Below are 13,878 nucleotides of genomic sequence, written 5' to 3'. Positions count from 1 at the left end.
TCATAAAAAATAAAAGAACAAGGACCAGTGTCAGATGTCTGACACTGGCCCCTGTTCTTTTATTATTCTACTGTCACTGATTTCGCTAAATTACGTGGTTTGTCAACGTCGAATCCCCGTAATAGCGTTGCGTAATATGCAAGTAATTGAGTCGGTACGACTGTGGTTAGAGTAGTTAGATAAGGGTGGACAGTTGGTAGCACCAGCTGGTCACTTTCCTTTTCTAATCCCTCTGAGACAATAACTAGTGTTTTAGCGCCACGGCTTTCGACTTCTTTCAGGTTTCCTCGAGTATGCGCACCAGTCACTTCTTCACTGATGATTCCGATCACTGGTGTTCCTTCTTCGATCAAAGCAATCGTTCCATGTTTCAATTCGCCAGCGGCAAAACCTTCTGCCTGGATATAACTGATTTCTTTCAATTTCAAAGCAGCTTCAAGAGAAACGTTGTAGTCAGCGCCACGTCCAATGTAAAAGGCATTTCTTGTACCGCTGAAATATACTGCTGCCAACTCTTCTAAATAATCTTTTTGGGCGATGACCGATTCCATCGCATTAGCAACTAAACTCAATTCATGAGTGATATCGAATACAAGAGAAGTTTCAAATTCTTTTTTATCACCGATAGCTTTGGCTAATAAAGTTAGTACAGCTATTTGTGCAGTATAAGCTTTCGTTGATGCTACTGCGATTTCGGGTCCAGCATGCAATAGCAGTGTAAAGGATGCTTCCCGCGAAAGAGTAGAACCAGCAACATTTGTAATCGTAAGTGAAGGGTAGCCGAGACGGTTGATTTTTACCAGCACTTGGCGGCTGTCTGCTGTTTCGCCACTTTGACTCAAGAAAATAAAGAATGGTTTTTTTGAAAGAAGAGGTGTGTTATAGCCAAATTCACTGGCTAAATGAACCTCAACAGGAATCTGTGTCAATTTTTCCAAAGTCTGTTTACCTGCTAAACCCGCATGGTAACTAGTTCCGCAAGCAACGATATAGATTCGATCGCTATCAGACAATGTATCGACCAGCTTTTGATCAAGAGAGACACGATTGTCTTCTGTTACGTATTTTTGAGCGATACGACGCATGATAATAGGCTGTTCGTCGATTTCTTTCAGCATATAAAAAGGATAGGTACCTTTCTCGATATCTGAAGAATCTACTTGTGCTTCGAATGAAGAACGTTCTACGATGTCACCTGCAAAATTTTGAATAATAACTTTTTCTGATGTGACGGTAACCATCTCTTCATCTTCAATCTCAACGAATTCCTTCGTATGAGCAAGCATAGCCATTGCATCGCTGGCAATCACATTGAATCCATCGCCAAGTCCGATTAATAGTGGACTTTTATTTTTAGCGACGTAAATAACATCAGGTGCTGTACGATCAATCAAAGCGAAAGCGTAAGAACCTTTGATGACCCGCAAAGCTTTTAAAAACGCCTCTTGCGTTGTAGTATCTTTCGCAAAAGTTTCAATTAGATGAGCGATAATCTCAGTATCGGTCTCACCAATAAAGTGGTCATTTGCTAAATAAGCAATTTTAAGTTCTTCAAAGTTTTCGATTACGCCATTGTGAACGAGCACGAAGCGTCCACTTTGGGAAGTATGTGGATGGGCGTTTTCTTCAGAAGGTTGCCCGTGAGTTGCCCAACGTGTATGACCAATACCTATATTTCCTGTAGTATCAATATTTATTTTGTTTTTCAAATTTTGAATTCTGCCTTGTGCTTTGACCAGATAATCAGTTGTGCCATCTGAGACAAAGATACCAGCTGAATCATATCCACGGTATTCTAATTTTTCTAGACCGTCAATCAATCCTGGTGTTACATTTTTTAATCCAATCATTCCAACAATTCCGCACATAAAAAACATCCTACTTTCTATAATGAATTCGTATGAATGCTTCCAGCTGCAGGAAAATCCTTTTGTTTTATCTTTGCAGATACTTTTTGTGGATTTTCTGTAGAGTGCAGTCCCTAGGGCCATCCGCCGAATCTTTCGATAAACCCTCTCCTCGTCATCTGTTTACACAGACCTGGCGCTATCCTAAAAGGTATAACTATCCTCCTTTTTGTTTTTTATCTGGAAACATTTAAAATCATAACCTTTTGCGAATGTTCTTGTCAACAAAAAAAGAATAAAAAATAAATTGGTATATATCAAATGCTTTGTCAAATGCTCTTTTTATGTCAAAAAATAATGGGTTTTTATCTATCATCTTTTTCAGGAGTTCGGTACAATAGAAAGTAATCGGATAGAGGAGGAGTAAAAATGGATTCAAAAATTGAGATCATGACACTGGGAATGTTAAAAAAACAATTGTCCAAATTCGAAGTATCAGATGATACGAAAATATTTTTAGATACTGGCTGGGATAGCATCCAAGAAATCGCACCTGATGCCTTGGAAGTTGCTCAAACTCGTGAGTTTACGGTAGAAGATGAATTGACAAAAGAGTCGTTTTCCGGGTATGCGCGGGAAGAAAAAGCAGAGCGGTTCGACACTTCTGAGCAGTCAGAAACTGTGATCGTCATAAAAAACCTGTATTAGAAAGGAGAAAGAATGAATAAAAGACGTTGGGCAGCAGTTCTGATTGCTGCAGGATTATTTGTGGTTTCGTTAGTTTCAGCTAGTTTGACTAAGCCTCAGGAAAACGATCAAATTGAGGGATTGAACAGTTGGTTATATGGGGATGAAGAACTAGCTCCAAATGTGCTGGAAGAGGGAGACAGTACGCAAAAAATCGTAAAATTATCAGTAGATGGAACGATTGCTGCGGGAGGGTCTTCAGGTTTATTTGCTTCTGAAGGTTACAATCATAAAAATTTTATGGAACAACTGAAGGCGATTGAAGAAGATCCAACAGTCAAAGGTATCTTTTTAGAAGTAAATTCTCCTGGTGGCGGTGTCTACGAAAGTGCGGAAATCGCTAAGAAATTGGATACGATTCGTAAAGAACATGATATCCCAATGTATGTCAGCATGAAAAACATGGCAGCTAGCGGTGGCTACTATATTTCTGCTCAAGCAGATAAAATCTTTGCAACAGAAGAAACAGTGACCGGCTCAATTGGTGTGATCATGTCAGGATTGAATTATTCAGGACTTCTAGAAAAACTGGGTGTGGAAGATACAACAGTTAAAAGCGGAGCGTTGAAAGATATGGGTTCAGGAACGCGACCAGAGACAAAAGAAGAAGAAGCGGTGCTTCAAGCATATATCGACAGCGCATATAGTCGTTTTGTAGCAATCGTCAGCGAGGGACGGAATAAATCTGAAGAAGAAGTCAAAAAAATTGCTGATGGAAGGATTTATGATGGTGTCCAAGCAAAAGAAGTAGGTTTAGTCGATGAATTGGGATTTCCTGAAGATGCTTTAAAAGCTATGCGAAAGGAACAACAGCTTGAAGATGCGGAACTAGTAGAATATTCTTCCACGCCATCTGGGTTTGCTAGTACATGGTTAGGAAGTAAACTAGCAGAATTCCAGGGATTGAAGCCTTCTGAGACTAGTCAGATCTTATCCGTTCTTGAGAATCTAGGGACAGCGGAATCACCAAAAGCAATGTATTATTACGGAGGTGAGTAAGCATGTCAGAGCTTTCAAATGAAAATAAGGAACAAGAAAAAGATAAGCAACAGCAGCCTGCTGTAGGACCTGACTCCAACTTTTTCCAAAAGGTACTGAGCTCTTTTGAAAGAGAGCCTTTGACGCCCGAAGAAATCAAAAAGAAACAACGTAAATGGAAAAAGTATACGGACACAAGAAATGAACCGCCGAAAGCAAATGATTTTCCTAAGTATTTCTATGCAGGTTTTTTTATCCGAATGTTTGCTTTCTTGGTCGATCTTTTGTGTATCGGAGCTATTACGTGTTTAACACTTGGTATTGCCAAAAATCTAGGTTGGCTTAATTTTTCAGATTCTTATCTGAGTCTCTACGGATTCACAGCTTTACTTATTTATCTAGCGTATTTTATTTTATTGACGAAATTCAATCATGGCCAAACGATTGGGAAAATGATCTTTGGTATTCGAGTCATCAGCTTTGATGAAGAAGAACTTAGCTGGTCAACCGTTTTAGTTAGAGAAGGTGCTTGCCGGTTCATTCTAAAATTTCCTTTGCTGATGTTAGGGTATCTTCCAGCAATCTTTAATCAGAAAAAGCAACATCTGGGCGATTTTTTCACTAATACAAGTGTTGTTACGATCAATCTGATCAAAGCATTCAACCAGGAAGTCAACAGCTGATGAGCAATAAAAAGCAGTAACAGTTGAAAGCACCTTCTAAAAGTCAGATCTAAAATCTAGCTTTTAGAGGGTGCTTCAGTTATTTTTAATTGTCATGCTTTTTTTGTTTTGCTACTATTGAACATGAGCTGAACATGAGCAAGAGGAGGACACTGCGTGAAGCCGATTGATTTTCCAGAAAAATATGAGAATTTAATGCGAGTAGCACAACAAGCACTAGCAAACCAGCAATATCAGCAGGCAAAAGAATTATTTCAACGAGCTTACGAGTTGAAAGAAAGCTTTGAGGCTAATAGCCTGCTTGTTTTTTGTCTTTACGAGTTGGACGAGAAAAAAGAAGCATTGAAGCAAGCACTCTTGCATGAAAAACAGTATCTTCAAAATGAGGAGTTTGCTGAATTTTATTTTGACTTGTTAATCAGTACACAAGATTTTTTATATGCTAGAAAATTGATAGCAAGTACAGATTTTTATGAAGCTTTCGAGCAGCGGGTCATTGAAAAAATCCAATTTGCAGAAGAATTATCCGGACAAATGGAGAGGCAGAAGATCAAGGCACTCCACAATAAATCGGAGGAACTTCCTTCGTTGGAACCTGCACGTCAGCTTGCGTCTATTGATGAGATCGAACAGCTTCCTTATCATGAGTTTATCCAAACAGCGAGTAAACTTATTGTATCGCCAGAGATCCATATTTTAGCAAGGGCAAAATTACTGGAGACACTTAGGCAATTGAACGAATGCCATCCTGTTTTCTATTTGACGATTGAAGAAAAGTTAGTCAGAGTCATACCAAAAGATCTGCCAAAGCCGCAGCAGCAGGCAAGTTACCAGCGATTATGTGTGTTTTCAGATCGTTACGGTAATGAAGATGCGCTGCTTAGTTCCGTGTTAAAAGAAGAATTCACGTTGCAATCTGCAATTGTTTATCCTGTCTATGATACATACATCGAAGACCCGAAGCGCTGGTTTCAACTGACTGTAGAGGCGTGTACAGGAAAAACGATGTATGAAGGTACAGAAGATGAAAAACAAGATTTTTTAAAAAAAAGAGAAAAAATTTTGCAGCAAATGATCTTCTTCCATTAAATTTTATCAGTGAAAAAGATAAAAATGTTATGAAAAACAAGGATTCTATCCATTCAATATGTTTACAATTTGAAAGGGTTAGTGTACTATTTAAAGGTATGCATGAAACGTTTTTGATGTATAAAATGAATTTCTAAACTCGGAGGGAATTAAATGACTGCAACATTTGAAAAAAAAGGCACGAATGATGGTGTTTTAAAATTTACGATTGCGCAAGACGAAATCCAAAAAGGATTAACAACTGCGTTTAATAAAGTGAAAAAAAGCTTGAACGTACCTGGATTCCGTAAAGGGAAAGTTTCTCGTCAAGTATTCAACCGTATGTACGGTGAAGAAGCTTTATATGAAGATGCATTGAATGCTGTATTACCAGAAGCTTATGAAGCTGCTGTCAAAGAAGCTGGCATCGATCCTGTTTCTCAACCAAAAATCGATGTTGAAAGCATGGAAAAAGGTCAAGACTGGGTAATCACTGCTGAAGTAACAGTGAAACCAGAAGTAAAATTAGGACAATATAAAGATCTAGTTGTTGAAAAACAAGACCGTGAAGTAACAGATGCAGACGTGGATGCACGTATCAAACGTGAACAAGAAGCACAAGCTGAATTAGTTATCAAAGAAGATGCTGCAGCTGAAAATGGCGATACAGTAGTAATCGACTTCGAAGGCTTTGTAGATGGCGAAGCGTTTGATGGCGGAAAAGGCGAAAATTACTCACTTGAATTAGGTTCAGGCTCATTCATTCCAGGTTTTGAAGATCAATTAGTTGGTCATAAATCAGGTGAAAGTCTAGATGTAAATGTAACTTTCCCAGAAGATTATCAAGCAGAAGATCTTGCTGGAAAAGAAGCAGTCTTCAAAGTGACAATCCATGAAGTAAAAGCAAAAGAAGTGCCTGAATTAGATGACGAATTCGCAAAAGATGTTGATGACGAAGTATCAACATTAGACGAATTGAAAGAAAAATATCGCAAAGAATTAGTAGAAACAAAAGAAAAAGCAGCGGACGATGCAAAAGATGAAGCAGCGATCCGTATGGCTGTTGAAAACGCAGAAATCGTTGAATTGCCACACGTGATGGTTCATGATGAAGTACATCGTTCAATGGACGAATTCTTGAACAACATGCAACGTCAAGGTATCTCTCCTGAAATGTACTATCAATTAACTGGTTCTACAGAAGAAGACTTGCATAAACAATTCGAAGGTGAAGCAGAAATGCGCACAAGAACAAATCTTGTGATCGAAGCAATTGCAGCTGCTGAAAATCTTCAAGCAACAGAAGAAGAAATCAATGCAGAAATCCAAGAATTATCAGAAACATACAACATGCCAATCGAACAAATCAAACGCGTGTTGACAGAAGATATGCTGGAACATGATGTGACAATGAAAAAAGCAATCGAATTGATCACAGGTACAGCGACAGAAGCGAAAGAATAGAAATCAAGTAATAAATCATTTCTGAAGAAGCTACTTCTAGAAAATTGTTTATTCGAAATAAGGGACTGTGACACGATTTTGTCACAGTTCCTTATTTTTTGTTAAGAGTAAAAAATGCAAAGGTATAGGTCAGTTGATCCTTTGTTAAACACTTTTTCTTTTTACTAAACTATGTTATGATAGTAAAAGACTGTAAAGTCTTTGATAGTTTCTTGCATACTTTTTGCAAGTTAAGGGGTGAAGACCATGTATGACAATCCAAGTAGCAATGAGACCGTACGTTGTTCTTTTTGCGGGAAAACCCAAGAAGAAGTGAAAAAGATCGTAGCTGGTCCAGGGGTCTACATCTGTAATGAATGTATCGACCTATGTAAAGAAATCATTGATGAAGAATTTTATGAAGAAGCTGTACGCGAATTCACTGAAGTCCCTAAACCACTAGAAATTCTTGAAGTATTGAATAACTACGTGATTGGACAAGATCGCGCAAAACGCTCGTTAGCTGTTGCCGTATACAATCACTATAAACGTGTCAATCAGCAAGCACAAGAAAACACAGATGATGTTGAACTGCAAAAAAGCAATATCTGCTTGATCGGACCTACAGGGTCTGGTAAAACATTTTTAGCACAAACATTAGCAAAAACATTGAATGTACCTTTTGCAATCGCAGATGCGACAAGTTTGACAGAAGCTGGTTATGTGGGGGAAGATGTAGAAAACATTTTGCTTAAATTGCTTCAATCTGCTGATTACAATGTGGAACGTGCAGAAAAAGGGATCATCTATATTGATGAGATCGATAAAATTGCGCGTAAAAGCGAAAATGTATCTATTACTCGTGACGTTTCCGGCGAAGGTGTCCAACAAGCCTTGCTGAAAATTCTAGAAGGAACTGTTGCAAGCGTGCCACCTCAGGGAGGACGTAAACATCCACATCAAGAATTTATTCAGATTGATACGACGAACATATTGTTCATCGTAGGTGGTGCATTTGATGGCATCGAAACGATTGTGAAGAATCGTATGGGCGAAAAGACGATTGGATTTGGTACACAAAACCAAAAACTTTCTGAAGACGAAAGTGTCATGCAGCATATCATTCCTGAAGATTTACTAAAATTCGGATTGATCCCTGAGTTTATCGGACGATTACCTGTTATGGCAGCTTTAGAGAAATTGACAACAGATGATCTGGTACGGATCTTGACTGAGCCGAAAAATGCGCTAGTCAAACAATATCAAAAACTTCTTTCTCTAGATAATACCGAACTTGAATTCGAACCTGAAGCGTTGAGAGCCATTGCGAAAAAAGCAATCGAACGCAATACCGGTGCTCGAGGACTTCGTTCCATCATTGAAGAAATCATGATGGATGTAATGTTTGATATCCCTTCAAATGAAAACATCGAAAAAGTGATTATCACAAAAGAAGCAGCTGAATTGTCTGGTGAGCCAACAGTAATCTATAAAGATTCAGAGAAAAAAGCGGGTTGATGAAAAGAGGCTGCCGTAAAAGTCATTTTGGCTTTTGCGACAGCCGCTTGCTTTATTCATCACCTTGTTAAGGAGAGAGACCATGAAAGTCCATCAAGCTGAAATTATCATAAGTGCAGTGGCACCAAAACAATATCCAGATACACAATTGCCAGAAATAGCTCTGGCAGGACGATCAAATGTAGGGAAATCTTCTTTTATCAACACATTGATTGATCGCAAGAATTTAGCCCGTACTTCCGGTAAGCCAGGAAAGACCCAGACATTGAATTTTTATTTGATCGAGAACGCATTACATTTTGTCGATGTTCCGGGATATGGGTATGCAAAAGTATCCAAAACTGAGCGAGCAAAATGGGGAAAGATGATCGAGACATATTTAACGACTAGAGACCAGCTACGTGCGGTCGTTTCTTTAGTAGATTTGCGTCATAAGCCTTCTCAAGAAGATATCCAGATGTATCAATTTTTGAAGTATTATGATATCCCTGTAATTGTTGTTGCCACTAAGGCAGATAAGATCCCTCGTGGTAAATGGAACAAGCATGAGAGCGAAATCAAAAAAGCGTTGGATTTTGATCGCAATGACACGTTTATTCTCTTTTCTTCCGTTACAAAACAGGGAAAAGAAGAAGCGTGGGCAGCAATCGAACAAGCAATTGAATCATAAAAAGAATAAAAAAGACTTACCAGTCAAACTCTTTCATAAAAGTTTGGCTGGTAAGTCTTTTTTTGAGCTTAACTTACTTTTGTTTCTTGTCTTTTTTCTTTTCATTTTGTGGCTGTGGTTTTAGAAATCGATCGATCTCTTCTTTTGGTGCAACTGTTTTTTCCGGATCGACAGCAAATGATTCGAAAAGTTTATCTAAATTATCTGTACGTTCAAATTTCAACCCCATTGTAAACACCTCTTTGTTTCTTTTTACTTAGTCTATCATGTAATCGTCCAAATTGGTTTCTAAGACATAAAGTTTTAGTTTTTCTTTATCATTGGTTATAATTAAATTATAAAAATATTTGAAAGAGGTGAGAAAATGATTGGTGAAGATAAATTATTGATGACTATCCAGCTCACAGACTTAAATGAAGAAGAAAAAAAACAGGAAATAAGCGATTGGGCTATTTTGACACGTCTGTTGATCCAGCCAACATTTATCCGCTCTTTCACACAACAAGCGGATCCGTATGATCTTCGAAAGCTTCAAGAAAAAATAATGCTAGCATCGGTAAGAGACGAAAGTTGGTTAGTTGTAGGAAATGACGAGAACGAATGTAGTTTTCGCTTGGAAGATAATAAATTGTTGATAAAAAATGTATTGTCTATCTCTGTTTTCAAAGAAAAGCAATTTTTGATTCGAGACTTCATTCAGAAAAAAATGATTGCTCATGGGGTGTTCGCCTATATGCGAGCTTATAGCGAGTTTATCTATCACAATACAAAACAGATCTCTCAACGGCTATTGTTTGAGAAAAAGGATGAAATCGAACATTTACCTAAAATGAAACAACAAAACGGGGAAGTAGTAGTCGATTGCAACCAATTTCCAGGATACGATCTTTTTTACCAAGGTTTATGTTTCACTTCGTGTTGGGAAATGTATTATAGTCGCTATTATCATCAAATCATCCCTAAACCGATTTTTCTCGACATCCAACAAGTAGAAAAAGTGAAGGAATTAGAAAACGAAGTCATATGTATCCAGCTTTATCGAGACCCCTTTAACTGGCAAAAGCCAAACAATCAAATGTTTCAATCCTATTTTAGGGACCAGCTTGGGTTTGATCATCTTGCTTGGGACAATGGTGTCGGTTTATTGAAACCGCCATTCGTTGAATACATTTACACTGACCATACGATCCAATCTGTCCAGTATCAGAATGCACAAATGCAACCTGTTCCTAAAAAGAATGCTTCATTTTTTGTAACAAAAAGTTATGATATTCAACAAGAAGATTATAAAGAAAGGCGTGTTCGCGGAACACTAAATGCTCAGGCGTATTTTCCTTGGGTTGACGAGAATCGCTCGCGCATGATGTGCTATAAAGTTATCGATCCGACTGTTGCTTTGGATAATGGAATCGAAGCTTATTGTTATTATATTAGGGAATATCTAGAAGTAGAGGTAACAGATGAAAAATATCAAGAGTATCTTTTATCCTTAAGAATCTATGTTCCTTCAGAATCCCTGTCAGAATTACCGTTAAAGGAAGTCAAACATAGACTCTCTGATGTTACCTTCAAACGAATAAAGAAAAAGCGGCGAAGTATCCAATTCGATGTCAAGAAAGGTGAGCAGCATCTGCGTGTGCAATTTTTAGATTACCGAGAATTAGAACAATTGATTACTTTAAAAAAAATATGAGGTGAAGAAAATGGATAAACAACTCTATTATCGAATAATGGTTCCGGCATCATTATTATCCGTCTGTCTCTTTTTTGTTCCTAATTTTCCTATTCGATCAGTCATCGGTTTTTTGGTCATGTTTGGCGGGATGGGACTTTATTATTATCTTCTTCATAAGGAAAGAAAACCTGCTTCTGTTTATATGAAAAAAACAAGAAGCGAAAATAAAAAACGATAAAACGGTTTGATGATAGACAAAAAAATAAAAAACCAGTCTTTTTGACTGGTTTTTTATTTTTTTTGACTGATTTATAATTTTTATGAACGTTTTTGACTGATTTATATTGCGAGTAGAAAAAAAATATGCTATTATTTGTATTGAGGTGATCGTGAAAATGCTTACAGAGGAACGCAGACAAAAAATCCTAGACTTGCTTGAACAGCAGAAAATCGTGAAATCACAAGATCTTGTAAACCTTTTGAATGCTTCTGAATCAACGATAAGACGTGATTTACAAGAGCTGGAGAATAGTGGGTTTCTAGAAAGAGTTCATGGCGGAGCTAAGAAAGAGCAATTATTGAATTTTGAGCAGAATATGAGTGAAAAATCACTCAAAAACGTTCACGAAAAACAGCAAATCGCCAAATCGGCAGCTGAAACCATTAATGACGAAGATGTCATTTATTTAGACGCTGGCTCTACTACGTTAGAAATGATTCCTTTTCTGCAAGGAAAACAGATCACAGTAGTGACAAATTCCGTTCAACATGCGGCAAATTTAGTTGATTTGGAGCTTGCTACCATTATTTTAGGTGGAACGATAAAGCTGGCAACTAATGCTGTTTTAGGATCTAATGCGATAGAACAACTAAAAAATTTTTATTTTAATAAAGCATTTATGGGAATGAACGGTGCCCATCTTGAACAAGGATTCACGACTCCGGATCCAGAAGAGGCAGCTGTTAAACGTTTAGCCATGAAAAATTCCGAAGAGACATTTGTATTGATTGATCATACCAAATTCAACCAGTTGTCGTTCACCTCTGTTGCACCTTTGGAAGCAGCCACGATCATAACCGAGCGTTGTCCATTAGAATTCGTTAATGAATTCCGTGAAAAGACAACAATTAAGGAGGCAATACAATGATTTACACAGTAACACTTAATCCATCAATTGATTATATCGTACGCGTAGATGGGTTAAAACTAGGCGATTTGAACCGAATGAAGGAAGACTTCAAGTTACCTGGAGGAAAAGGGATCAATGTTTCCCGTATTTTGAAACGGATCGATTCTCAATCTACAGCACTAGGGTTTTTAGGAGGGTTCACTGGCGAATTTATTTCGAAGTGGCTTGAAAAAGAACAAATCCAGTCTTTGTTCACAACCGTAAAAGAAGATACAAGAATCAATATCAAACTAAAATCAGATACTGAAACTGAAATTAACGGTTTGGGCCCATCTATTTCAGATGAAGAAATCGATGAGTTGAAGCAAGCATTAGGAACGGTAGGACAAGGAGATATCGTCGTATTGTCAGGAAGCGCGCCGGCTAGCCTGCGAAAAGGATTTTATCAAGAACTGATTGATATCATTCGAGAAAAAGGTGCAGATTTCGTGATTGATACAACAGGTGATGACCTAAAAAATGCACTTGTTAAGAAACCATTGTTGATCAAACCAAACAATCACGAATTAGCTGAGCTTTACAATACAACCTTTCAATCTGTAGAAGAAATCATTCCGTATGGTAAAAAATTGCTAGCTGAAGGGGCACAGAATGTGCTGATCTCAATGGCTGGAGACGGTGCTTTGCTCTTCACGGAACAAGGAACTTATAAAACGAATGTATTAGTTCGCCCATTGAAAAATTCAGTAGGTGCAGGGGATTCAATGATTGCCGGCTTTATTGGGGCTTACAGCCGTACGAAAGATCCAATCGAAGCCTTTAAATGGGGAGTTGCTTGCGGAAGCGCAACAGCTTTTTCTGATGACTTGGCAGCTCGCGAATTGATTGATGAGTTGCTGCCAGAAGTTGAAATCACAAAAATTGATTAGTTTCAAGGAGGATAATCATGAATATCAAGGATTTAATGGTCAAAGAAGCGATGATCATGGATTTGCAAGCGACTGATAAAAAAGGCGCAATCGATGAAATGGTCCAAAAAATGTTTGATGCCGGCCGGATTTCCGATATCGACACATATAAAGAAGGAATTCTAGCCCGTGAAGCACAAACTTCTACAGGTCTTGGTGATGGAATCGCCATGCCTCACGCGAAAAATAGTGCAGTTAAAGAAGCAACAGTTTTATTCGCAAAAAGCCAAAAAGGAGTAGATTATGAAGCCTTAGATGGACAGCCAACTTATCTGTTTTTCATGATCGCAGCTCCAGAAGGCGCAAACGACACACATTTGCAAGCATTAGCAGCACTATCTCGATTGCTGATTGATGCAGATTTCGTAGGAAAATTAAAAGAAGCAAATACACCAGAAGAAGTCCAAGACTTGTTCCAAACAGCTGAAGAGCAAAAAGAAGCAGAAGAAAAAGCAGAACAAGAAACACAAGCTGCAGAAGCTTCTGCTCATCCAGAAAGAAAATTCGTTGTTGCCGTTACAGCTTGTCCAACAGGGATCGCTCACACTTACATGGCAGAAGATGCTTTGAAGAAAAGAGCGAAAGAAATGGGTGTGGAGATCAAAGTCGAAACGAACGGTTCAGAAGGAATCAAAAACCGATTGACTGCTGAAGACATCGCCCGTGCAGAAGGTGTAATCGTTGCAGCAGACAAAAAAGTAGAGATGAATCGCTTTGACGGAAAAGAACTGATCAATCGTCCTGTCAGTGATGGTATCCGTAAACCAGAAGAGTTGATCAATCTAGCCCTTAGTGGTACTGCACCAGTATTCCATGGTGATGGAAAAGAAAGCAGTTCAGAAGAAGGAAATGCGGATGGTACTATCGGACAAAGAATCTACAAAGATTTGATGAACGGCGTATCACACATGTTACCTTTCGTTATTGGTGGAGGAATCGCTATTGCGCTTTCTTTCATGATCGACCAATTTATTGGCGTGCCACATGATCAATTATCAAATCTAGGGAATTACAATCAAGCTGCTAGCTGGTTCAACCAAATCGGACAAGCTGCATTTGGTTTCATGCTGCCGGTATTAGCAGGATTTATTGCTTCAAGTATCGGTGACCGCCCTGGTTTGATCGTTGGATTTGCTGCTGGTGCATTAGCT

The 13,878-nt window shown here is 38.3% G+C and carries 14 protein-coding genes; 12 read left to right on the top strand and 2 right to left on the bottom strand.

Going from position 1 to position 13,878, the window contains the following annotated elements; translation table 11 throughout:
* Window positions 1-62 precede the first annotated feature (62 nt).
* A complete protein-coding gene (gene glmS / locus DIZ30_RS11815; protein ID WP_098188981.1) occupies window positions 63-1,868 on the bottom strand; it encodes a glutamine--fructose-6-phosphate transaminase (isomerizing) in 1,806 nt (601 codons plus the stop codon).
* Window positions 1,869-2,276: 408 nt separating this feature from the next.
* On the opposite strand from glmS, the gene DIZ30_RS11810 reads away from it, so the two are divergent.
* The 7 genes from DIZ30_RS11810 to yihA all read left to right on the top strand — a co-directional run bounded on the left by DIZ30_RS11810 (window position 2,277) and on the right by yihA (window position 8,954).
* Window positions 2,277-2,555 (top strand): hypothetical protein, encoded by a 279-nt coding sequence (locus DIZ30_RS11810; protein ID WP_098188982.1) that lies wholly within the window; start codon window positions 2,277-2,279, stop codon window positions 2,553-2,555.
* A 12-nt stretch (window positions 2,556-2,567) separates the two neighbouring features.
* The gene (gene sppA, locus DIZ30_RS11805; protein ID WP_002324980.1) at window positions 2,568-3,593 is read left to right on the top strand and encodes a signal peptide peptidase SppA; all 1,026 of its coding nucleotides are present in this window, start codon (window positions 2,568-2,570) and stop codon (window positions 3,591-3,593) included.
* A 2-nt stretch (window positions 3,594-3,595) separates the two neighbouring features.
* Complete coding sequence (locus DIZ30_RS11800; RefSeq protein WP_098188983.1) at window positions 3,596-4,255, top strand: RDD family protein; 660 nt, start codon at window positions 3,596-3,598, stop codon at window positions 4,253-4,255.
* A 156-nt stretch (window positions 4,256-4,411) separates the two neighbouring features.
* Window positions 4,412-5,344, top strand: coding sequence for a hypothetical protein (locus DIZ30_RS11795; protein WP_002326939.1), 933 nt, complete (start codon window positions 4,412-4,414; stop codon window positions 5,342-5,344).
* A gap of 153 nt (window positions 5,345-5,497) precedes the next feature.
* Entirely contained in the window at window positions 5,498-6,787 is a 1,290-nt protein-coding gene (gene tig / locus DIZ30_RS11790) for a trigger factor (RefSeq protein WP_002292069.1), read from the top strand.
* Between the two features lie 246 nt (window positions 6,788-7,033).
* Window positions 7,034-8,284 (top strand): ATP-dependent Clp protease ATP-binding subunit ClpX, encoded by a 1,251-nt coding sequence (gene clpX / locus DIZ30_RS11785; protein ID WP_002294425.1) that lies wholly within the window; start codon window positions 7,034-7,036, stop codon window positions 8,282-8,284.
* A gap of 82 nt (window positions 8,285-8,366) precedes the next feature.
* Window positions 8,367-8,954: a ribosome biogenesis GTP-binding protein YihA/YsxC gene (gene yihA, locus DIZ30_RS11780; protein WP_002288491.1), complete on the top strand. Its 588-nt coding sequence runs from the start codon at window positions 8,367-8,369 to the stop codon at window positions 8,952-8,954.
* Between the two features lie 73 nt (window positions 8,955-9,027).
* Here yihA and DIZ30_RS13560 read toward each other — a convergent pair whose 3' ends face one another.
* Entirely contained in the window at window positions 9,028-9,183 is a 156-nt protein-coding gene (locus DIZ30_RS13560; protein ID WP_002288488.1) for an SPJ_0845 family protein, read from the bottom strand.
* Between the two features lie 135 nt (window positions 9,184-9,318).
* Between DIZ30_RS13560 and DIZ30_RS11775 the strand changes: the two genes are divergently transcribed.
* The 5 genes from DIZ30_RS11775 to DIZ30_RS13805 all read left to right on the top strand — a co-directional run.
* The gene (locus DIZ30_RS11775; protein ID WP_061573502.1) at window positions 9,319-10,647 is read left to right on the top strand and encodes a hypothetical protein; all 1,329 of its coding nucleotides are present in this window, start codon (window positions 9,319-9,321) and stop codon (window positions 10,645-10,647) included.
* A 10-nt stretch (window positions 10,648-10,657) separates the two neighbouring features.
* The gene (locus DIZ30_RS11770; RefSeq protein WP_002294422.1) at window positions 10,658-10,867 is read left to right on the top strand and encodes a hypothetical protein; all 210 of its coding nucleotides are present in this window, start codon (window positions 10,658-10,660) and stop codon (window positions 10,865-10,867) included.
* 157 nt (window positions 10,868-11,024) lie between these two features.
* Window positions 11,025-11,777 carry a DeoR/GlpR family DNA-binding transcription regulator gene (locus tag DIZ30_RS11765; RefSeq protein ID WP_033602674.1) on the top strand — a complete coding sequence of 251 codons (753 nt, stop codon included), beginning with the start codon at window positions 11,025-11,027 and terminating at the stop codon, window positions 11,775-11,777.
* Window positions 11,774-12,688 (top strand): 1-phosphofructokinase, encoded by a 915-nt coding sequence (pfkB, locus tag DIZ30_RS11760; protein ID WP_002288484.1) that lies wholly within the window; start codon window positions 11,774-11,776, stop codon window positions 12,686-12,688. The genes DIZ30_RS11765 and pfkB overlap by 4 nt, the downstream gene beginning before the upstream one ends.
* Before the next feature lie 17 nt (window positions 12,689-12,705).
* Window positions 12,706-13,878: fructose PTS transporter subunit IIA (locus DIZ30_RS13805; RefSeq protein ID WP_234414816.1), on the top strand; the 1,173-nt coding region annotated here is incomplete at its 3' end.

It is taken from the genome of Enterococcus sp. H57, assembly GCF_003112495.1.
In the GTDB taxonomy this organism is placed as follows: Bacteria; Bacillota; Bacilli; order Lactobacillales; family Enterococcaceae; genus Enterococcus_B; species Enterococcus_B faecium.
This window is presented reverse-complemented; position numbering and strand designations above follow the sequence as displayed.